Origin of the sequence: Erwinia sp. QL-Z3 (assembly GCF_004551645.1) — a bacterium.
In the GTDB taxonomy this organism is placed as follows: domain Bacteria; phylum Pseudomonadota; class Gammaproteobacteria; order Enterobacterales; family Enterobacteriaceae; genus Erwinia; species Erwinia billingiae.
In genome coordinates, this window is sequence record NZ_CP037950.1 from 1273790 (window position 1) to 1291846 (window position 18057).

19 protein-coding genes and 2 pseudogenes are annotated in these 18057 nt (G+C 52.1%); 6 read left to right on the forward strand and 15 right to left on the reverse strand.

What is annotated here, in order from left to right; genetic code table 11:
• Positions 1-61 precede the first annotated feature (61 nt).
• Positions 62-1885, reverse strand: a complete 1824-nt coding sequence (locus tag E2F51_RS06500; protein WP_134823034.1) for a methyl-accepting chemotaxis protein — start codon at positions 1883-1885, stop codon at positions 62-64.
• Between the two features lie 228 nt (positions 1886-2113).
• Between E2F51_RS06500 and E2F51_RS06505 the strand changes: the two genes are divergently transcribed.
• Together E2F51_RS06505 and E2F51_RS06510 are read left to right on the forward strand one after the other, a co-directional pair.
• A complete protein-coding gene (locus tag E2F51_RS06505) occupies positions 2114-2428 on the forward strand; it encodes a hypothetical protein (RefSeq protein WP_134823035.1) in 315 nt (104 codons plus the stop codon).
• 53 nt (positions 2429-2481) lie between these two features.
• Positions 2482-2787 carry a hypothetical protein gene (locus E2F51_RS06510; RefSeq protein ID WP_134823036.1) on the forward strand — a complete coding sequence of 102 codons (306 nt, stop codon included), beginning with the start codon at positions 2482-2484 and terminating at the stop codon, positions 2785-2787.
• 9 nt (positions 2788-2796) lie between these two features.
• On the opposite strand, the gene E2F51_RS06515 is transcribed toward E2F51_RS06510, so the two are convergent.
• The 3 genes from E2F51_RS06515 to E2F51_RS06525 form a co-directional block, all read right to left on the reverse strand.
• Complete coding sequence (locus E2F51_RS06515; protein ID WP_013204443.1) at positions 2797-3288, reverse strand: Hsp20 family protein; 492 nt, start codon at positions 3286-3288, stop codon at positions 2797-2799.
• 281 nt (positions 3289-3569) lie between these two features.
• Entirely contained in the window at positions 3570-3782 is a 213-nt protein-coding gene (gene cspA / locus E2F51_RS06520; RefSeq protein WP_134823037.1) for an RNA chaperone/antiterminator CspA, read from the reverse strand.
• 370 nt (positions 3783-4152) lie between these two features.
• Positions 4153-5127: a quinone oxidoreductase gene (locus tag E2F51_RS06525; protein WP_134823038.1), complete on the reverse strand. Its 975-nt coding sequence runs from the start codon at positions 5125-5127 to the stop codon at positions 4153-4155.
• Positions 5128-5234: 107 nt separating this feature from the next.
• On the opposite strand from E2F51_RS06525, the gene E2F51_RS06530 reads away from it, so the two are divergent.
• From E2F51_RS06530 to E2F51_RS06540, 3 genes are all read left to right on the forward strand, one after another.
• Positions 5235-6113: a LysR family transcriptional regulator gene (locus E2F51_RS06530; protein ID WP_134823039.1), complete on the forward strand. Its 879-nt coding sequence runs from the start codon at positions 5235-5237 to the stop codon at positions 6111-6113.
• Between the two features lie 685 nt (positions 6114-6798).
• Positions 6799-6993: a hypothetical protein gene (locus E2F51_RS06535; protein WP_134823040.1), complete on the forward strand. Its 195-nt coding sequence runs from the start codon at positions 6799-6801 to the stop codon at positions 6991-6993.
• Positions 6994-7471: 478 nt separating this feature from the next.
• Positions 7472-8164, forward strand: coding sequence for a DUF421 domain-containing protein (locus tag E2F51_RS06540; protein ID WP_134823041.1), 693 nt, complete (start codon positions 7472-7474; stop codon positions 8162-8164).
• Between the two features lie 233 nt (positions 8165-8397).
• On the opposite strand, the pseudogene E2F51_RS06545 reads toward E2F51_RS06540, so the two are convergent.
• The 10 genes and pseudogenes from E2F51_RS06545 to E2F51_RS06595 form a co-directional block, all read right to left on the reverse strand.
• Positions 8398-9297: pseudogene (locus tag E2F51_RS06545) on the reverse strand (UV damage endonuclease UvsE).
• Between the two features lie 532 nt (positions 9298-9829).
• Positions 9830-10570: a hypothetical protein gene (locus E2F51_RS06550; RefSeq protein ID WP_134823042.1), complete on the reverse strand. Its 741-nt coding sequence runs from the start codon at positions 10568-10570 to the stop codon at positions 9830-9832.
• Entirely contained in the window at positions 10557-11771 is a 1215-nt protein-coding gene (locus tag E2F51_RS06555) for an AAA family ATPase (protein ID WP_134823043.1), read from the reverse strand. Before E2F51_RS06555 ends, E2F51_RS06550 begins: the two co-directional genes overlap by 14 nt.
• 375 nt (positions 11772-12146) lie before the next feature.
• Positions 12147-12395 (reverse strand): ogr/Delta-like zinc finger family protein, encoded by a 249-nt coding sequence (locus E2F51_RS06565; RefSeq protein WP_134823045.1) that lies wholly within the window; start codon positions 12393-12395, stop codon positions 12147-12149.
• Positions 12392-13099, reverse strand: a complete 708-nt coding sequence (locus E2F51_RS06570; protein WP_134823046.1) for a hypothetical protein — start codon at positions 13097-13099, stop codon at positions 12392-12394. The genes E2F51_RS06565 and E2F51_RS06570 overlap by 4 nt, the downstream gene beginning before the upstream one ends.
• A 369-nt stretch (positions 13100-13468) precedes the next feature.
• Positions 13469-16133: pseudogene (locus tag E2F51_RS06575) on the reverse strand (DUF927 domain-containing protein).
• 9 nt (positions 16134-16142) lie between these two features.
• Positions 16143-16517: a DUF5375 family protein gene (locus E2F51_RS06580; RefSeq protein ID WP_134823047.1), complete on the reverse strand. Its 375-nt coding sequence runs from the start codon at positions 16515-16517 to the stop codon at positions 16143-16145.
• A complete protein-coding gene (locus E2F51_RS06585) occupies positions 16514-16792 on the reverse strand; it encodes a hypothetical protein (protein ID WP_134823048.1) in 279 nt (92 codons plus the stop codon). The genes E2F51_RS06580 and E2F51_RS06585 overlap by 4 nt, the downstream gene beginning before the upstream one ends.
• 31 nt (positions 16793-16823) lie before the next feature.
• The gene (locus E2F51_RS06590) at positions 16824-17180 is read right to left on the reverse strand and encodes a hypothetical protein (RefSeq protein WP_134823049.1); all 357 of its coding nucleotides are present in this window, start codon (positions 17178-17180) and stop codon (positions 16824-16826) included.
• Positions 17173-17352, reverse strand: a complete 180-nt coding sequence (locus E2F51_RS06595; protein WP_134823050.1) for a host cell division inhibitor Icd-like protein — start codon at positions 17350-17352, stop codon at positions 17173-17175. Before E2F51_RS06595 ends, E2F51_RS06590 begins: the two co-directional genes overlap by 8 nt.
• Before the next feature lie 130 nt (positions 17353-17482).
• Between E2F51_RS06595 and E2F51_RS23795 the strand changes: the two genes are divergently transcribed.
• The gene (locus tag E2F51_RS23795) at positions 17483-17656 is read left to right on the forward strand and encodes a hypothetical protein (protein ID WP_167738385.1); all 174 of its coding nucleotides are present in this window, start codon (positions 17483-17485) and stop codon (positions 17654-17656) included.
• A gap of 65 nt (positions 17657-17721) precedes the next feature.
• Here E2F51_RS23795 and E2F51_RS06600 read toward each other — a convergent pair whose 3' ends face one another.
• Positions 17722-17997 carry an AlpA family transcriptional regulator gene (locus E2F51_RS06600; RefSeq protein ID WP_134823051.1) on the reverse strand — a complete coding sequence of 92 codons (276 nt, stop codon included), beginning with the start codon at positions 17995-17997 and terminating at the stop codon, positions 17722-17724.
• Positions 17998-18057 lie beyond the last annotated feature (60 nt).

The following is an 18057-nucleotide window of genomic DNA, read 5'->3' on the forward strand; positions in this document are numbered from 1 at the left end:
ATAAGACGATTGGTGAAAATGGCGGGCGACCTGCCCGCCATCTCAGCGTGCCGTTACCGCTTTACTGCACAACGAATCGTGCAATCGACGCTTCCAGCATCGATGCCTGGTCGCGCATCGCGCTGGCAGCCGCCGACGACTCCTGAACCAGCGCCGCATTCTGCTGGGTGACGCTATCCATCTGCACGATAGCCACGCCAACCTGAGAAATTCCGCGGTTCTGCTCGTCGGACGCCTGAGCAATCTCGACCAGTATGCTGGTGACGTTGCCGACAGAGTTCACAATCTCATTCATCGTTTCGCCTGCCTTGCCGACCAGTTGCGACCCGCTGCCAATGCGCGCGACGGATTCAGCAATTAAGGTTTCAATCTCCTTGGCCGCCTGCGCACTGCGTTGGGCAAGGTTCCGCACCTCGCTGGCGACCACCGCAAAGCCGCGGCCCTGTTCGCCCGCGCGGGCAGCTTCCACCGCCGCGTTCAACGCCAGGATGTTGGTCTGGAAGGCAATACTGTTGATCACGGTGGTGATATCGGCAATTTTACTGGAACTGGCGCTGATCTGATTCATGGTGTCCACCACGCTTTTAACCAACACGCCGCCTTTGTTTGCCGTCTCGGAAGTGGCGCGTGCCAGCTCGCTTGAGTGGTGAATATTCTCCACATTCTGCTTCACGGTGGCCGTCAGCTGCTCCATGCTGGCCGCCGTTTGCTCGAGCGCGGCCGCCTGCTCTTCCGTTCGGGCCGAAAGATCGTTGTTCCCTGTCGCAATCTCTGCGGAAGCCTGGCTGACCTGGATAACACCGCTGCGAATATCGCCAATGATGCTGCGCAGATCGTTGCTGATGCCGCCAACCGCTTTCATCAGCTCGCCCAGTTCATCCCGACGCGAGGTCTCCAGACGCACGCTCAAATCACCCTGCGCAATCTGTCGTGCGATCTGCAGCGTGGCGGCGAGCGGACGGGTGATCTGCCGGGAAATAATCACCGCAATGACAATGCTGGCGATGACCGCAGCGGCAAGGATCATCAACATCCACAGAATGGCACTGGCGATATCTTCATGGGTGGCAATCAGTTGCTGGCTGAACAGCTGATTACTGGTGGTGGTCAGTTGCGCCCCCGCCGCGCCAAGCTGCCGGGTCGCCTCCTCTTCCGCCAGCGCCGACGTGTTATATTCCTGCACGCTGTCGCGTCTGGCGGCCAGCAGCACCGCCAGTTTTTCTATGGCATTGCCGTCCTCAGGGCTGAGGCGGGGCCTGGCCTGCTCAATAAGTTGAATCGTTTCAGCTAAAAAGCCAGTTAATGCCTGACGATTCTCAGCGCTGTTATCCAGCTCCATCAGCCGAACACGGACGCTGACACCGGCAAGGTGTTTAGCAACGTCGTTCAACGCGGCGGCCGTGCCGTCCGGCGAGGCGCTGTATTTTTGCGCCATCGCCTCAGCGTCGGCGGTTTCACCGCTAAGCCTCAGCGCCTGCAGGATAATTTGACGGGAATGCACTTCGCTTACCGTCTCTGCACGATGCTCACGGTAGACGCTCATGGCGCCCGGAAGTGACGCAATCAACTGACTCTGTTCGGCATTCCAGTGCCGGGTTTTGAGTTGGTCAATGTTGGTTTCTACCGCCCGCAATCGCTCTTCATTCGCCGCGATAAATTTTTCATCATGGGTTTTTACGTACTGCTGGCGGGCATCTTTGGCCTGTGAGAACTGATCGTTAATGTTCTTCAGCTGGCTGAGTTTGTCCGCACGCTCCGCAATATCCCGCAGGTTTTTAATACCACAGGCCGCTACAGCAATGCTGAGGATCAGCACCAGCCCAAATCCCAACATGAGCTTCCTGCCGACTCTGATATTTTCCAAAAAAACACGTAATTTTTTCATAAAACTCGAATTCCCCTGTCGTGTTGTCCATGTGATTGCCAGTAAGGCCACAGGGTTATCGGCAGGGAGAGTGTTAATTTCACTATTTATAGTTACAAAAGTAACAATTACTCAAGTTTACTAGTGTCGGGTAGTGAGAGGTGTCGCTTGCGAGAAAGACAGGGGGAAATGACGGATTTTTATTCTTCTAACTGGTACTGATTTTGGATGATGTAACGCAGAAGAGTGTTGCCGCTGATTGCGCGTTTGTCAAAGCCGGGACGGGAATTTTTTAACAGCACCCGCCCGGCGGTTATGACAAAACATCTGACCTCTTGGCTTGCAACATATGAACGTAGAAACGGTAGTGGGTATTCCCCGGTGTTGGCATTACAAATAAGAAACTCTTGCATCCAGATACATCGCGCACTTTATAATAGCGTGCTACTTATGTCTCTGTTTCATTCTGGCACTTATCTGAAAAAAGTAAAACAATTGCGCGATGAAATTAATGCATCGCTGCAGAAGAAAGCATTCGTTAAAGAAAATGACCGGGGCGTTTAGGGCTAAAAACACCCTGCGGGATCCCCCGGCAAGGTGTTTTCACTGTTACTGCTGTGAGCAAGCGTAGCCAGCAACTGCTCGATCCGGGCCACTGCTGGCTGGGCGAAGCACCCTCATTTATGAATATTGCGCATCAGCTCGAACGCCATTACCAGTACGGTGGCAATGAAAGATGTGTTCACTATGATCATGTTGATCATATGGTCCTCCTGTCCGTGCTGAAGCGCCGGATGCTTTCGCTGGATGTGGTCGGCTCAATGGTGGGTTCTGAGGGATTGGTGAACAGGTTCACGATAAACCTCCCGCAGCAAATTCCAGTTGCACGTTATCCTGGGGCAGAACACCCCAGGATAACGTGAGTAACGGAATTACGCCTGATGAGACAGAAGTTGCGTATCGCCCTGTTCAATCGGGATACGGCGGGGTTTTGCACTTTCCGGTACTTCCTGCTCAAGCGCCACCCGCAACAGGCCATTTTCAAGCCTTGCCCCGGTCACCTTCACATGCTCAGGAACGGTAAAACTCAGACGGAAGTCAGCCTGATGTATTCCCCGGTGAAGCCAGGATGGGCCAGCCTCTTTTTCAGCATCAGCGTCAGCGTTGTTGTTACCGGCTTTGCGTCCGGCGACCGTCAGCTGGCCTCCTGTCACTTCAATCTCGAGTTCAGATTGCGTCCAGCCCGGTACGCTGACGGTCAGGGCATAGTGCTCGCCGTCGAGCTGCTGCAAATCATAGGCGGGAATAGATGCTGCGCTGGCATCGCCGGTCAGCTGGCTGAACAGTCTGTCCATACGGTTAAAGCGGTCAGACAGTATCGCGTCACTGAAGAAAGGAGAAACGGGAAAATTGCGTAGATTCATAATGATAATCCTCTGAATAAGGGTTCATCAAAAAGTTCATCGAAGCGGGGCGAGCCCCGGTCATGACTATTTATATAATCTGCTGTCGGATTTTCAAGACTCTCAAAAAAAAATTTTTTGGGCTCTGTCGTTACGTCATTCCCTCCCCCTCAAGACGAGCGGGACCGGCGTGAAACGGGCATAAAAAAACCCGCACAAGGCGGGTTTTTCTACGTTAACTGAAGCTTAACTGCTCAGGCTGTTGCCGTCATCGCTGTTTTAAACTCCGGTCACGGACCGAATTACATCGGTATGACATTCACCGCTGACGGGCCTTTGGCACCATTCTCCACGGTGAATTGCACTGTCTGACCTTCATCCAGGGTTTTGAAATCATTGCTCTGGATGGCGGAGAAGTGTACGAACACATCCTTGCTGCCATCCTGTGGAGAAATAAAGCCAAAACCTTTATCAGCGTTAAACCATTTTACTAAACCAGTCATTGAATCAGACATAGATACTTCCTTTATTTTTTTTGGCCACATCAGTGGCGAACGTGGTCTGTTTTGCAGAGATGAACTTATGGTGCATTTAGGAGGAGACTCACGAGGAAGGGTATCTTGGGATAACGCCTGAACTGAGGACTGCTTTACTAAAACTGCTTTCATAAGGTCTGTATAACAAACCGATAGATGCATACTACGCTTCACCGGGGGCTAAACGCAAGCGGTAATGAAATAAAAATTCCAGTTACCATGCTGACGGGAATTTTTTTCCAGTTCAGTGCCGGACAAGGAGTAAAAGCCCAGACAGTGACAATCCAGGCTTTTATATTCATAATATTCAATAGCTTATTTACATTATAGCTCTGTAGATAAAAGGGGGCTAAACCGTCAGTATCACGCTTCCCGTTGTACGTCCGGCCTCGAGGTCAGCGTGGGCTTTTGCCGCCTCCATCAGGCTGTAATCCGCTCCGATTGGATTTTCCAGCCCATTCTGAAGAGCCGCCATCAGGTCGCTGGCCCCCTGCCTGTAAAGTTCCGCGTCGTCAGCATAGGCCATTGAACTTGGCCGCATCAGAGCGATAGAGCGGGCGAAGCCAAGTTCCTCTACACGCACCGGTGGTACAGGTCCTGCCGCCTGCCCCAGACTTGCCACTGTGCCAAAAGGGCGTACCACGCCGAGCGTTGCAGCGAGCATAGCGCCTCCAATGCCATCAATGGCAAGATGCACCCCGCGCCCATCCGCAATCTCGCGTACGGTTTCAGCCCATGCCGCATCGGTGTGAAGAAGCACTTCAGCGGCACCTGCCGCTTGTGCAAGTTTCATTTTTTCCACTGACCCCGTTGTACCAATCACCCGGGCACCTTTCAGGGTTGCCCAACGGGTGACAATCTGCCCCAGGCCGCCCGCGGCGGAATGCACCAGCAGCCAGTCTCCTGCTTTAACGTTCCGTACCTTATGAAGCAACATATGAGCGGTGAGACCTCTCAGCATCGTGCTTCCGGCGGTGCGAATAGTTATCCCCTCAGGTATTTTTATCAGCCGGCTGGCGGGAATATTTCTGAGCTCGGTATAAGCCCCCATCGGATTCCCGGTATAGGCAACCCGATCGCCTCGGGTAAATGCGCGAACGTTCTCCCCGACGGCGATTACCCTCCCGCCGCCCTCAAACCCGGGCACGGCCGGAGAGGATGACAGAGGGTACAACCCTGAACGGAAGTAAATATCCACAAAGTTGACGCCTATTACCTCATGTTGGATCTGAACGTCATCGGGGCCCGGTTCACTCAGGGTGATTTCAATTGCTTTCAGGACGTCGGGACCGCCCGGCTGACTGATTACGATGGCTACTGACATAGTCTGTCCTCACTGTTTGAGTGAGAAAATTATAAAGTCGTTTATCTCAGGAAAAATACGGGTATAAAAGACCCATATATGTGTAAAAACGCACAAGGAGAAGGTGAATGGACTGGCAGGATTTACATTACTTTCTTGCGCTGGCCCGCAGAGGTTCCATGTCCGCTGCGGCAAAAGAGCTTCACGTCGATCATGCCACCGTCAGCCGCCGCATCGCCGCCCTCGAAAGGTCGCTCGGACTTCGTCTGACGGAACGTTTGCCCAGGCGTACCGCGCTGACAGAACAGGGCAAAGTCATTGCCTCTGTCGCTGAAGAAATGAACCGGGTGTCAGACCGGGTAAAAATACAGGCTACGTCGCTCTCTGCCGCGCCCGCTGCTGTTATCAGGGTTAGCGCATCTCCGGCTGTCGCAGCGCTGCTGATTGCGCCAGCCGTGGCCGACTTTACGCAAACTCATCCGAATATTTCGCTCTCCTTATCAGGAGCATCCCATCAGGTTCAACTGAACAAAGGCGAGGCGGATATCGCGGTACGTCTGACAAGACCGGAAGACCCCGACCTGTTAACACGCCGGATCGGGACGATGCGTTTCAGCCTGTATGCTTCGCCTTCCTGGCAGGACAGGCCACCCGAAAGTTGGTTATTCATTGGCTATGAAACGTCGCTGGATTATGTGACGCAGCAGAAATGGCTGGAGTCCCTGCTGAACGGACGGCGGATTATATTCAGGGCCAGCGACCTGATGGCCCAGCAGCAGGCCGCCAGGAGTGGGCTTGGCGTGGTGACGTTACCCTGTTTCATGGGGGACAATGACAGCTCTCTGATAAAACTGGCTGTAGATTCTCCTCCCCCAGGCAGAAGTATGTGGCTGGTTGCCTATCCTGAGTACCGACGCGATCCCTCCGCTGTTAGGGTGATGGAATTTCTGGCTGACGTTGTTGGAAAAGCATGTCCGCCTGACAATGCCCCTGAAACAGGACTGTAAGCGCAAAATGACAGTTCATGCGATTCTCGGATTCACTACTGCCCCTGTTAACATCTTCCCCGTCCGGACCTCATAGCCCTCATGGGTTAAGGGCGAGCCCAGCTCATTACAGGAAATTGTGCTGCTGGTAAGACAATCCAAAAAAAATTGAACAGTGACGAAGAATAAACCCTATTCGCTTACTGAAATTTTTTCCAGAGATTAATCAAACTCAAAAATACCTTGCCTCAGAAACCTCCGAACTTATGACCTCTAAGAATATCCCTGGAGCCATAGCCACCCGTGCGCTGTAGGCTAAATAATCTACATATGTGATGGTTATGCGTATGTATTATGAGTGTAGATATGTTCTTTTCCCGGCCCTGGCGGCTGGGATTTTTTATCGTACATCGTTAGCCTTATTGGATTCTCCCTCCTGTTTAAAACACGTTACCTCCCAATGAAGTCTTTTAAACCTCAGTTAGCGAAGTCCCTGCTCACTTCGGTTTAAACCGACCGCTTTAAACCAGATGCCGTCAGGACTGGAAATTAACGTCATATTTTTGCAAAAAAATACCTATGCTTTTTATGCGTTTGCAACCCGGTGAATTCCTAATCGTGAAAATAGTTGCGTTTTCATTGATATATATCAAGAAACCTTAATTTTTATTGTGTGATTATTGATCACTTACTGAATGAGGTTTTAATGAATACAGCTAGATATTACTACTTAGTAAGTAGTTTAAACGCTTGGGTTTTACATAAAAAAGGTTGTGAACAGGTTACTGCAGCAAAATTCAGAGTATTTCTTGGCAGTATATATACGGATTTTCAGGCCAGCGGAATTGCACAGCAGCGGGTGCCAGAATTTAGTCTGTGTGAGGACTGCATGAATAGTTAATGAGTGAGTGTTAACAGTTTACCAGCATGATAAAAAACCTCTTCCGGTATGGAAGAGGTTTTTTTCGTTCACATAAAACCAATATCTTTCTGTGGGCGATTTTTTATTTTGAGATTAATTTAATCTTGCGCTCGCTTCCTTACAAATCTTAGCAGCTGAAAAATATAATAGTGACTGGGATCAAATAATTTTGTCTGTTCCCGCCTGGCCAGTTTTTCGTTCAGCCCCCGCTCCTGGCCCCGGAAACCGACGCACACCTTATACTGCAAAAAACAGCTCGCAGACGGTCTGCTGTACCACCGATGGTATTCACGCCCGGATGCCTCTTCAGCCGTCAGGCTCCGCGCAGCGGCAAAGAGTGCCATGGCGGGCCGGCATGCTCAGACGCTGGGGTGAAATCACAGGTCTTGTCACTCAGAACCTTAATAATGATTTGAGTATTATAATATTCAGATCCTGGTATTCCCGAGAAAATAGAATGAATCACACTGACTGGCAGAAATTTTTCCTGAACGATCTTCCCCTGACGTTCCTGGGTGAAGTGGCGTTACGCGTGTGTATTGCTTATGTGGTGGTTTTTATCTTTCTGAAAATATCTGGCCGGCGTGGCGTCCAGCAGCTCTCCCTTTTTGAAGTGGTCATTATTCTTACGCTGGGATCGGCTTCAGGTGACGTGACCTTCTATGATGATGTGCCCGTGCTGCCTGTGATTATGGTCTTCATTGTACTTCTCATCCTTTACCGTGCCACTACATGGTCCATGTCCCGCTTCACTGCTGTGGCCCGCCTGGTTGAAGGCGAGGTAATCACGCTGGTGTCTGACGGGCGCTACGTGGTGGAAAATCTGGACCGGCTCAATATTTCTCCGAACGAATTTTTGATGGAACTGCGTCTGAAAAACATAGAGCATTTGGGCCAGATACGTCTGGCCCTTGTGGAGGTTGACGGGCAGCTCAGCATCTATTGTTTTGATAATGAATTTGTCAGACCCGGCCTGTCGGTCCTGCCACCTGAGCATCGCCCGAGTTTCCCGGAAATTCAGGCTGCCGGCACCTATGCCTGCAATCATTGCGGCAGTGTTGAAGAACTTGATGTGAAGGGTGTTCACCTCTGCTCCCGGTGCGGCAAGGATTTATGGTCTGTGGCGCTGAATACCCTGCGTACTGGCTGAAAGCAATGTGCAAGGGTGCGTGTATAAATCTTATTATCTGGCCAGGAACGAGGGGATACCGACTCATCGGGCCGCCAGATCAGGGAATGCAGGATTAAAGGTGAGGCATCTGAACCTTCCCGTGGCCGCCGGCTCAGCTTATCCGGTACTGTTATGCAGGTGCGGGAGGTTGCTGCTCCACATCCCTACTGATATTTAAAGAGGCTTTCCCGTGCAATGTTTTTCATTTTTACTTAACACATAATATCGAAATCCTTAAATGACAGAGCCCACTCGTTTAGATCCTCATTAAAATAATAGTTTGAATGTGCCCGCAGTTTCATTTTGGACAATTGCAGCGATTCCTGATCGGGAAATCCGCGCTCAGGAATTAATCCCTCCTGTGACACTGAGTAATGTAAAACGGGTCTCACTCCCCGCCAGGATTCTTTAATTAAAGCAATACGCTCATCACCTGGTTTTATGAACTGGTTTTCTTTTACCCAGTGATGGTGAATATCCAGTACAATCGGACACAACTTTCTGGCCTGCAACACATCATCCAATGAGCAAGAAACTTCATCGTTTTCAACGGTAAGCATCAGCTTAGCTTCAGGGCTCAGTCGCTGAAAAGCGGACCTGAATCCTTCAAATCCTCCCCGTCCGTTCATATGTATATTAATTTTAAAATCCTGAAAATTTTTCCCGTAACCGAGCAGCCTGGCGCATAAAACATGGTATTCAATGTCTGCCAGCGAGCGGTCAACTACCTCCGGTGTTTAGGATGCAAGCACAGTGTATTGCCCGGGATGAAATGAAAGACGTATGCCGCTGGTCCGCGCGCGTTCACCGCACGCCGAGAAAAGCGGTTTAAGTTGGAGTAACAGCCGCTGATAATGGATGCCGGCTTCAGGAACGGTGAACAGGGGGAGCAAATCGCTACCTATTCTCATCATTCTTAATGCCTCGGGCAGTTGCGCCAGCTCATCAAAAATGTTCGACAGCTGGGCAAGGTTGTGTGTGGCACACTCAAACAGCAATTGCCCCTGTTTTTTCTCATCAAGGTTGAGAAATCGCTTTCGGGTTGGTGACTTAAAGGGCCATGGCTGCTTTAAATCCGCGTTAAGGTACTTGCAGGCAAACCCTAATTTCATCACTGTTCCTTTTCATAATTTCAGGTAATTGTATCAACTAACCTGAATTTTGCACGGTCAGAAATGTTTTTATTAATTGAATAGTCATTCACTTTTTTTCAAATATTTGCTCACTGATTTATTTCTAATTTTTATTAAATTCATCTGACTCGTTCAGTAGAACGCTGAACGCAATATCGATATATTCCCATTCAAACGCATATTCAGGCAGACCTTAAAAGACAAGGACAATCGCATTAACCCTGTAAATACAGGTTTTATGAATGTTATCGGATGAGCAGGGAACAAGTTTGGAAGATGCTGATTGGCGGAAGATCACAGGAGGTGGAATTTTAATAAAAGTATATACATATCAGATTGATATGTTTCATTAATCTAAAGGTACCCCCAAACATACCCCCATTTTATATGGACAAAGGAAATCCTTACTTAAGTTATCAACCTCTGGAGGCATAGGCGATACAGTTAATACTTCCCTGGTGGCTGCATAAATCACAGTTAAAAACACCCTATCTTTATGATTTCTATGATTTTATTTCTCAAGGAAAGAGCAGAAGTCATCACATTCCACACAACGCTGCCTAACTATGTCAATTTTTTCAATAATTTTCTCGCTATAATTTTCATAAAGCTTAGGCTCTTTTTTTAACCGAGGTTTTCCTTTAATGTTCTTCTTTGAATAGCCAAGTGAGATCAACCTAGGTTCAACATCTTGAATATCTTCGTAGTTTTTACAAATCTCTGGTTCATGTGTGGCTAATAACCACACTTCGCTAGAATAAGTCGAAAGCAGATAATATATCTCTTCAGGAGTAGATTGCTCATTTAACCAAATATTTACAGCACTTTCACAGAAAGTTTTACGATCATCATTCGCAGGGTCAAAAACTTGATGATTCATTTCCTCAGCAATGTCCGTATCAATCTGAAGAATAATACCATCAGCCCCAGAAAACTTTATTAAAGTATCCCATCGATAGGATTGTTTCACTTGTAAAAGTTTTTTTTGCCAATCCTGTAAGTTAGCATCTATAACGATACCTTTATCAAGAGAGTATTTTTCGCACCACGATTTTACTGCTGTCCATCCATGACTAGGATAGTTACCCGTGGTCATATCTTTAGTTGGACTAAGCTCCCTTATATCAATTTCAGCCTCGACTCTTTCGGAGATATGATTAGATATTCCTCTTATTATTTCAATGTCAGTTGGCCCTTCACAAACTAATAAGTAAATTTTTCTCTTTTTTTCAACTTGTTCAGGCAAATCCATGAGGTATACCTCCAATCGCACCAGATAACCAAATTTCAGAGAGCTTCATTCCAAAATATTTCTCTTCCCATTCTTTTTTTGTTGTACCAGATGGAGGATTAATTCTCCTAACTTTCGTTAAGCCTTCCCTGTCACGCTCGACCACAAAAAGACGGTGTTCGTCATTGAATAAGTCAATCCCATCAAGTGTAATTGGGTTGTGTGTTGTTAAAAAAATTTGCTTATGTTTCTTTTCATCAATAATTTCAACAAGTTGAGACATTAACGTTCTTATGAGACCAGGATTCAAAGCGCTATCTATATTATCTATAGCAATTAGATCGGGTGAATCTTCATGAATAAGTAATAAGAGCGTAAACAATATATAGAGAGCCCCTTCGCTGACATCATAAGCATAAAGGCTATTAAAGTTTTTCTTCATATACTTGTCAGTATATTTAAGCACACTACGACCTAAGCTAATATGTTCAGATGCTAACTTCTCATCAATATCAGATGTCGAAGATATATACTGAAACCAATCCATTAATTTGAAAAATCTTCTTAACTCATCGATATGCCGTTTTCGCTTATCAGCATTCATCAGAATTTCTTTTAAAGCCTCAGCCAATCTTCCGCCATATAACCCTAATGGAGCTTTATTGCTGCCATCAGAACTCACTCCTCTTAAAATGGGAGTTGAAGGAGAATATATTGCAAAGTTTTTTATACCATCAAGTTCATTAAATTCATTGTGCAATGTATTGTATAAAGAAACGATACTTGATTCTCGATCAATCTTTGCTGGGACAGTTATACCATCTAAACGCGCCCCATTATTAGATCTACCAGCAATTTGCTTATCTGTGTGTTTTTCTTTCAGGGATTCTGAATGATATGCAAAACCTTCTTTAGGACTAATCCCCATTGAGTATAAATATGAATCCGTCTCTATTTCCAACCTAAAAAGAGCCTTTCTTTTTTTGTTTTTAAAGGAACTGCGAAATATCTCAGGCGCAGACAACCTTGCTCCTCTTCGCGCTAATCTTTCATAATCTACACTACCCTCTATCGATGCCGATGCTACAGCTATAGATTCTAAAAGATTGCTTTTACCTGCACCATTATTACCAATAAATATATTAATACGACCAAACTCAATATTTTCCTCGAGTATTGATTTAAAACCGCTAATTTTTATACTTTTTAAGATTGAACTCATAACATACCTCAAATGTTCATCCCCATCCACTGGGACTCTTGAAAAAAGCCAAGTGAACTCACTTCCTCCACTGTACTCTATTACAAATGAAATTTTTTACAATTTGATGTTACCTCACGTGCCAATAGGCTTTGCGCGCAATGCTATCCCCGCCACGCCTGCCCGCTTTATGCATCACTTTTAATGCAACTGCATGCACCGGCTCAGGCCGCGCCAGTACTGGTCCTGTTTGTGCTTCTGACCCGCATTATTTGCATGCAAATCCATGCAGCTCTTGCATGCATCACTATTTATACTCGTCACCATGCAGAAAATCTTTAGCTTTGCGTAAAAAAAAATCCCCGCCGGATGGCAGGGAGTAAGTGAGGTTTTGTATCAGTGCCGGAAGGCGCTTCCGTAGCGGCCCAGCGTCTGGGACTGGCGCTGAGGCGGTGGTGGGGGCGGAGCCACGCAGATTTCTGGCTGCGGTGGCGCGGTAATTACCCGGGTAATACTTTCGCTGGTCTTGAACGCGCAGGAACAGTCGAGATTGGTGCACTGATGATAACGTTCCTTAACCTGTTCGGACATGTATCGGCTAGATTTGGCGTGTGCCGGGCTTTTGCAGTACGGGCAGTGCATCATGCCTGGCTCTCCTTCTGCTGCCTGCCTGTACGCTGCTGCATCAACTTATGCACTAAAGCCGGGCTGTTATAGAGGCGCATATCCCCGCCGGTCAGCGCTGGCCGGTAAACGCCAATCTCCGACAGCACCGGCTCGGCATCCATATCCAGCCGTGCGCTCTCTGCTCTATCGGTCAGCAGTTTACCGACCTCACGGGCTAGTACCGCTTCCGGCTCTTCATGCTGCGGGTCGGTATGGCGGCCACGGTCGTTGAGCCTCAGCAACAGCAGCTTCAGGCGGATGGCGCGGACCAGCGTCGGGCTGATGTTACGCATGGCGGCGTCCCACTGGCCGTTTACGTACTCCGTAAAGGCCGTGCTGTGTGCGTTCACGTAAGCGCGGCCGGTGCGCACGGCGTTTATCGTCTCACCCTCGTGCTCGAACTCCAGCTCCTCAATCAGACCGGTGAACTCCCCGGCCAGCTCGCGGCTGGCGATGCGCTGGCTGTGCTCGGCGCGCAGCTCCGGCGTCATTGCCCCGCGCAGGCTTCGAAAGCGGGTGCGCCAGTTCGTCTCCTCTTCTTTCCCGTTTTCAATGGCCGCGTCGCGCTCTTTTTTGCTGCGGGCAATGGCGGCGGTGATGTCGTTGATTTTTATCATCTGCGCCGTGTGGGCGGCTTTGGCTTCGCTGAAGCGGATAACCTCGGGGTTTTTGTTCTCGCTCATGATAATTCTCTCTCTGTAAAGGATGTTTGTATTCTGCCGTGGCCCAGCGGACAACGCCTGCTTTCCCCGTCTGCTCATGGCCCAGCAAACAAACCTGATGGCCCGCCAGGAAAAAGGCTCTGAAGGGCGTGTTGCCCGCGTCTCTGTTGGCAGCAGGGTGTAACAGGGGTAACAAGGGTTACATCGCTGTTTTAACTGCGTTTTAAGTAAATATCGGTGTGTAACATCAGGGGTTACAGCGGGCAACAGATGCGGTGTTACACCTGTTACCCTTTTGCTTTTACGCGGTGTAACGGCGCCAGCGCCCGGCCGACGCGGCTGTTACACCTGTTACCTCTGTTACCCTTAATAAATAAGACTCACGCACCATTAACCCGGCACCTCGCTGTTAAAGACGTAGAGCCTGCGCACGTTCATCTCTGGCGGGCGAATGCTGGTTTGCAGCTTGCCGTCGTTGGCCGCCAGCAGATACCCCTTGTCCGCACAGAGTCGCGCCACCTTGCGCGGGTCAAAGCCCCGGCAGATTTCCTTCCAGCCTGACGGCATCACGTAGAAGGTGGTGACCGCTTCCCGGCCCTGCGCGGCGTTGCCTTTCTCCCCCCTGCGCCATCCCACCATGTTGCCGGGACGGTTGCGCTCGTCGTGCCAGTCGGCAAAGCGGCTGTACTGGTTGGCCGTGAAGAACGTGCGCACCTGCTCCAGCGCGGCCATGTCTTCCTGGTTGGCCGTGTGTCCCCGGTCCTTCAGCCAGGCGTTCAGGCAGACCCGAGTTGCCCTGAGCGCTTCACCCTCCGGCCAGCCGGTGATACCGAGGCGCGTTGCCAGCTCCCCGGCCATTGCCACAAGGGCAAAGCGGTTGACCGCGCGGCCGACCTGATTACCCGCGTCCTGCGGGGCCAGCGCGGCGGTGTACTCCTTCATCAGCGCCTTTGCCTGCGCCGTCAGCCCGTTCAGGTCGGCCGTCAGCGCCTTCAGCCACTCGCGGAACGGAGAGCCGTAGTAGCTGGCCGTGGCCCATTCCAGATGCTCCGCCAGCGCCTTGCCGCTATCAAAGCCGTGCAGCTCCTCAAACACGCCGAACTTACCGGAGTCGCTGGGTATCTGTATCATCCTGACCTCCATCCCGGCGAAGGTGCGCTCGCCCGCCTTCGCGGCGTGCTCCGTCAGCGAAAGCTCGCCCGTGGACAGGAACAACAGCCGCCACTGTTTGCGGGTGCGCAGCTCGCCGTCCGTTCCGGCCCTTGCCCTGGCCGTTTGCCAGCATGTAGGCAATGTTGCCCGCCTCGCGCCCGTCCACCTCACGAATTTCATCGAGCATCATCGCCGCGTCGTTGCGGCGGCTGGCGGAGCCTTCCAGCGAGTTGCCGGTGGCCCGCCACGTCTGCCAGTAGTCCGGGCCGCCGCATACCGAGGTGGCTGCCTTCATGGTGGTGGTCTTGCCGTCGGTGGATTCGCCCTTCAGGTGATAGCCGCCGCCGTCCATGCCAATCAGGCGCAGCAGCGGCGCGGCAAAGGCCAGGCTCACCGCAAAGGCCACGCGGGAGTTGCCGGTGCAGTAGCGGGAGACGTGCTCGCGCCACTCTTCGGTCGTACCCGCCACCCGGAAGTCGCGCCCCTGTACTGAGGTGGTCTGGAGAATGACGCCCTCCGCGTCCTCACCGTTCACCTCGTCCTGAAGGACGTAAACCTGTCCGTGCCAGCCGGTACGGCTCACGCAGGTAACGCGCCGCTCCGGCTTGCACAGCGAGATGTACTCCATCAGCCGGGCGCGGGCCTCGCCGGTGGTGCTGATATACGACAGGCCGTTAACCAGCAGCACCCGGCGCAGCTCCTCGCCGCTGCCGCTGAGCATTTCCATTGGCATCGCCCATTTACGCCGCTCGCCCCAGGTATCCTCCCACTCCAGCAGGCGGCCAAAGTTGCCGCCGTCGGCGTCGCAGGTAATGGCGGTGACGCGCAGCGGGTTGCAGATTTTCACGTTCTGAATTTCCGTTTCGCCGTTGCGCTGCACCTGCTTTTCATACCAGAGGTATTCCTGGGTCAGCCGGAACCCCTGCGGCAGTCGCGTGCGGCCCTCACCGCACATCACCAGACCGTTACGGAAGGCTTCACGGGTGCGGGTCACGCCGTGCTGGCGGTGCCAGTCGTTCCAGTCGGCGCGGATTTCGCCCGGCGGCAGCGTAATCCAGCCGCCCACCGCCTTCGCCGCCTTTTCCGCGAAGGCCTTGCCGGGATTTTCGCCCCCGTCCTGAAAGTCGTTGTCCCCGGCGAGGATAATTTTCACCTCCGGCCAGCGGGCGCGCAGCGCCTGCGCCACGTTCGGCAGGTTCCCGGCCGACACGGCCGCCACCACGTGCCCGGCGGTCAGCTGGCTCACGGTCAGCGCCGTGGCCCAGCCTTCGGTAATCACCACCTGCACGGGCGGCTCTGCGGCCAGCGGGGCGAGCGTCACGAACGCGCCCTTCATGGTGCTGCCCGGCAGCAGGCTTTTTTCCCCGCCCGGTGCTATCAGCTGCGCGCCGGTTATCGCGCCGTCTGTGGTCACCAGCGACAGCAAAACCGAACCCGCCGGGAACGTCGTGCCGCTGATGCGCTGCGCCTGGCCGGTCAGCGTCACCGGATGGCCGGTAAAACCTTTTGCGCCGAGATAGTCGCTTTCGCCGGTGTGGCTGTCTGCCAGCAGTGCGTTCACCGTGGCGGTCATATCGCGCTTCGGGGCTTTTTCCCTGGCAGGCTTAACCGGCATGTCCTGCACGTCGCGGAATTCCAGCACCTGCGCCACGGCCTGCGACGCCTTTTTCACGCCGTCGCCCGTGACCCGTTTTACCAGGTCCAGGCCGTCGCCGTTGCCGTTGCCGCAGCGGTTGCAAATCCCCGTCCCGCGCCCCTCCTTATCGTCGAAGCGAAAGCGGTCGTCTCCGCCGCAGTGTGGGCAGGGGCCGTGCCGGCCGTTGTCCGGCACCGTTATGCCCAGCAGCGGCAGGATAACCGGCCAGCGGCCCCGTGCGGCCGTGGTAATCTGTGTAACAGTCATAGCCTCTCCTTACCTGTCGTACAGCGAAATGCCGGTATCGCAGAAATCATCGAAGGCCGCCGGTAATACCTGATACAGCTCCGTCATTACCTGAACCCCGCGTCCGGTGAGCACCGGCGGCGCGGTCAGCAGCTCCGGCCTGACCATATCGCTCATGAGCGCCAGCGCGGCCGCCGCGCCCTGCGCCTCGCCATACTCGTTCACCATCACGCTTTCAATATGCAGGGCAACGGCCATTTCGATGCGCTCCACCGACAGTTTGTGCGGCCCCAGAATCTCGCTGCCGGTGTCGGCCAGCACCTTTTCCCGCCAGGCGGAAGCGATGGCGCGACGGTACAGGGCGGTGGTCAGCTCCGCCGGAAAAACCGATACGTGATGGCTCATACCTTTGCCTCCGTCAGCGGGGCGCAGTGGCGCGCCACCTCTTTCAGGTCGGCGTAGAGATAGTCCATCAGCGCGGCCACGCCGGGCACGCTGCCGCCGAACGGCAGGCCGTCGTTCTGGGGGTGCTGCGCAAACAGCTGTTGCAGCAGGTCGCAGGCGTCCTTGGCCCGTTCCAGCTTCTCGAATGCGTCTTCCGGCAGGCCGTAGGCGTGGAAACGACGGTTTAACGGCAAGGGGTGGCCCTGAGCAGCGTGCTGCCCGTTTGATGTGTTCATGGATAACTCCGTTACTGAATGCGGTTACGGCTTACAGAAAGCGCGAATAGTGGTCTGCGCCCGGTGCCGGGCGTGGGCTGACGTCGGCGGTACGCTGGCGAACAAGCGTTACGGACGGATGCAGGCTCAGGGGACCGGAGCCGCCTTTCCCGCCGGTGGCGTCGGTCAGCCTGCGCGGTGCCGTCGCGATACGCTGATAGCACGCCTCAAACCACGCCAGCGGGCCGGACGTCAGCTGGCCGTCGCTGTCATAGCGATACAGCACCTCGTGGCTGAACGCCGGGTTAGCGGCCGCCACGGTAAAGGGGGCCGCCGTCAGGCGGATAATGCAGACCGTCCAGCCCTGCTTATGCTGCCAGCGCTCGCCGGGTTGCGGATACTCACGCATGACGACCTCCCCGGCACGGCAGACGACCGGCAAAAAACAGCACGTAATCGGCGGCGAGACGGCGGCGGGCGCTGCGCTCATCGTTCGCCGTTACCCGCAGCATCACCGGGCGGCAGGAGCGCTGTGCACGGTTGATTGCAGCGAAGATCCAGGTAAACTTTGATGTAGCCATATTGTGGTCCCTAAGCATATTTGGTTAGATGCCCGTTCTGTGTTGCTGCACAAGCGGGCATTGTTTTTTCGATTTTAGGTAACTACAATGGTAACTACCATGTAGGTCATAATAGATTAGGGTAATTACCATGTCAACACCACAAGAAAAACGTTCACCTCCTTTCCAAATGCGCTTAACAGAGGAGTTCCGCCAGCAGCTTGAAAATGAAATGCGCAAAGATGGTGACTCAGCTTTAGCATCATGGATAAAACGAATTTTACGCAAAGAGCTTCAGTCACGTGGTATTGATGCTAAGGGATAGTTTATGCACCCCCGCAAAATCTATTTCCTTGAGATTATCTTTTCTGCGGCTCAAGTATGAGTCGCTTAATGAAGCCCCTGCTGTAGCGCTTTAGCTTTTCTTCTCATCCCATCAAATTTCTCAAGCGAATCAGCTTCATGTTGATCTCTCCAGCTGTAGTAGTCAGCAGCCCGCCAACGGGACATGCGGCCAATCTTAATTGGCCGGGGGAAACGATTTAAGGAAATTAGCCGATAGATCCATTTATCGCTTAATAGACAGTCAGCAGTTATAAATTTCATATCAATTAATGCGTCCATAGAGGGACGTTGTGCAGGCTGGAATTCAAATGATGTGTTCATATTTCTTTCTCCGTAAAGTCATGTCTACTGGCTTCAATACGGAAAATTTAATCACAGGTT

Bases quoted from the DNA above. Each gene is read 5' to 3' on its own strand.
- E2F51_RS06550 (WP_134823042.1), bottom strand. From the start codon at position 10,570: ATGGATTTGCCTGAACAAGTTGAAAAAAAGAGAAAAATTTACTTATTA.
- E2F51_RS06500 (WP_134823034.1), bottom strand. From the start codon at position 1,885: ATGAAAAAATTACGTGTTTTTTTGGAAAATATCAGAGTCGGCAGGAAG.
- E2F51_RS06585 (WP_134823048.1), bottom strand. From the start codon at position 16,792: ATGAACACATCAAACGGGCAGCACGCTGCTCAGGGCCACCCCTTGCCG.
- E2F51_RS06555 (WP_134823043.1), bottom strand. From the start codon at position 11,771: ATGAGTTCAATCTTAAAAAGTATAAAAATTAGCGGTTTTAAATCAATA.
- E2F51_RS06580 (WP_134823047.1), bottom strand. From the start codon at position 16,517: ATGAGCCATCACGTATCGGTTTTTCCGGCGGAGCTGACCACCGCCCTG.
- E2F51_RS06590 (WP_134823049.1), bottom strand. From the start codon at position 17,180: ATGCGTGAGTATCCGCAACCCGGCGAGCGCTGGCAGCATAAGCAGGGC.
- E2F51_RS06535 (WP_134823040.1), top strand. From the start codon at position 6,799: ATGAATACAGCTAGATATTACTACTTAGTAAGTAGTTTAAACGCTTGG.
- cspA (WP_134823037.1), bottom strand. From the start codon at position 3,782: ATGTCTGATTCAATGACTGGTTTAGTAAAATGGTTTAACGCTGATAAA.
- E2F51_RS06525 (WP_134823038.1), bottom strand. From the start codon at position 5,127: ATGTCAGTAGCCATCGTAATCAGTCAGCCGGGCGGTCCCGACGTCCTG.
- E2F51_RS23795 (WP_167738385.1), top strand. From the start codon at position 17,483: ATGTCAACACCACAAGAAAAACGTTCACCTCCTTTCCAAATGCGCTTA.
- E2F51_RS06540 (WP_134823041.1), top strand. From the start codon at position 7,472: ATGAATCACACTGACTGGCAGAAATTTTTCCTGAACGATCTTCCCCTG.
- E2F51_RS06530 (WP_134823039.1), top strand. From the start codon at position 5,235: ATGGACTGGCAGGATTTACATTACTTTCTTGCGCTGGCCCGCAGAGGT.
- E2F51_RS06595 (WP_134823050.1), bottom strand. From the start codon at position 17,352: ATGGCTACATCAAAGTTTACCTGGATCTTCGCTGCAATCAACCGTGCA.
- E2F51_RS06515 (WP_013204443.1), bottom strand. From the start codon at position 3,288: ATGAATCTACGCAATTTTCCCGTTTCTCCTTTCTTCAGTGACGCGATA.
- E2F51_RS06565 (WP_134823045.1), bottom strand. From the start codon at position 12,395: ATGATGCACTGCCCGTACTGCAAAAGCCCGGCACACGCCAAATCTAGC.
- E2F51_RS06570 (WP_134823046.1), bottom strand. From the start codon at position 13,099: ATGAGCGAGAACAAAAACCCCGAGGTTATCCGCTTCAGCGAAGCCAAA.
- E2F51_RS06600 (WP_134823051.1), bottom strand. From the start codon at position 17,997: ATGAACACATCATTTGAATTCCAGCCTGCACAACGTCCCTCTATGGAC.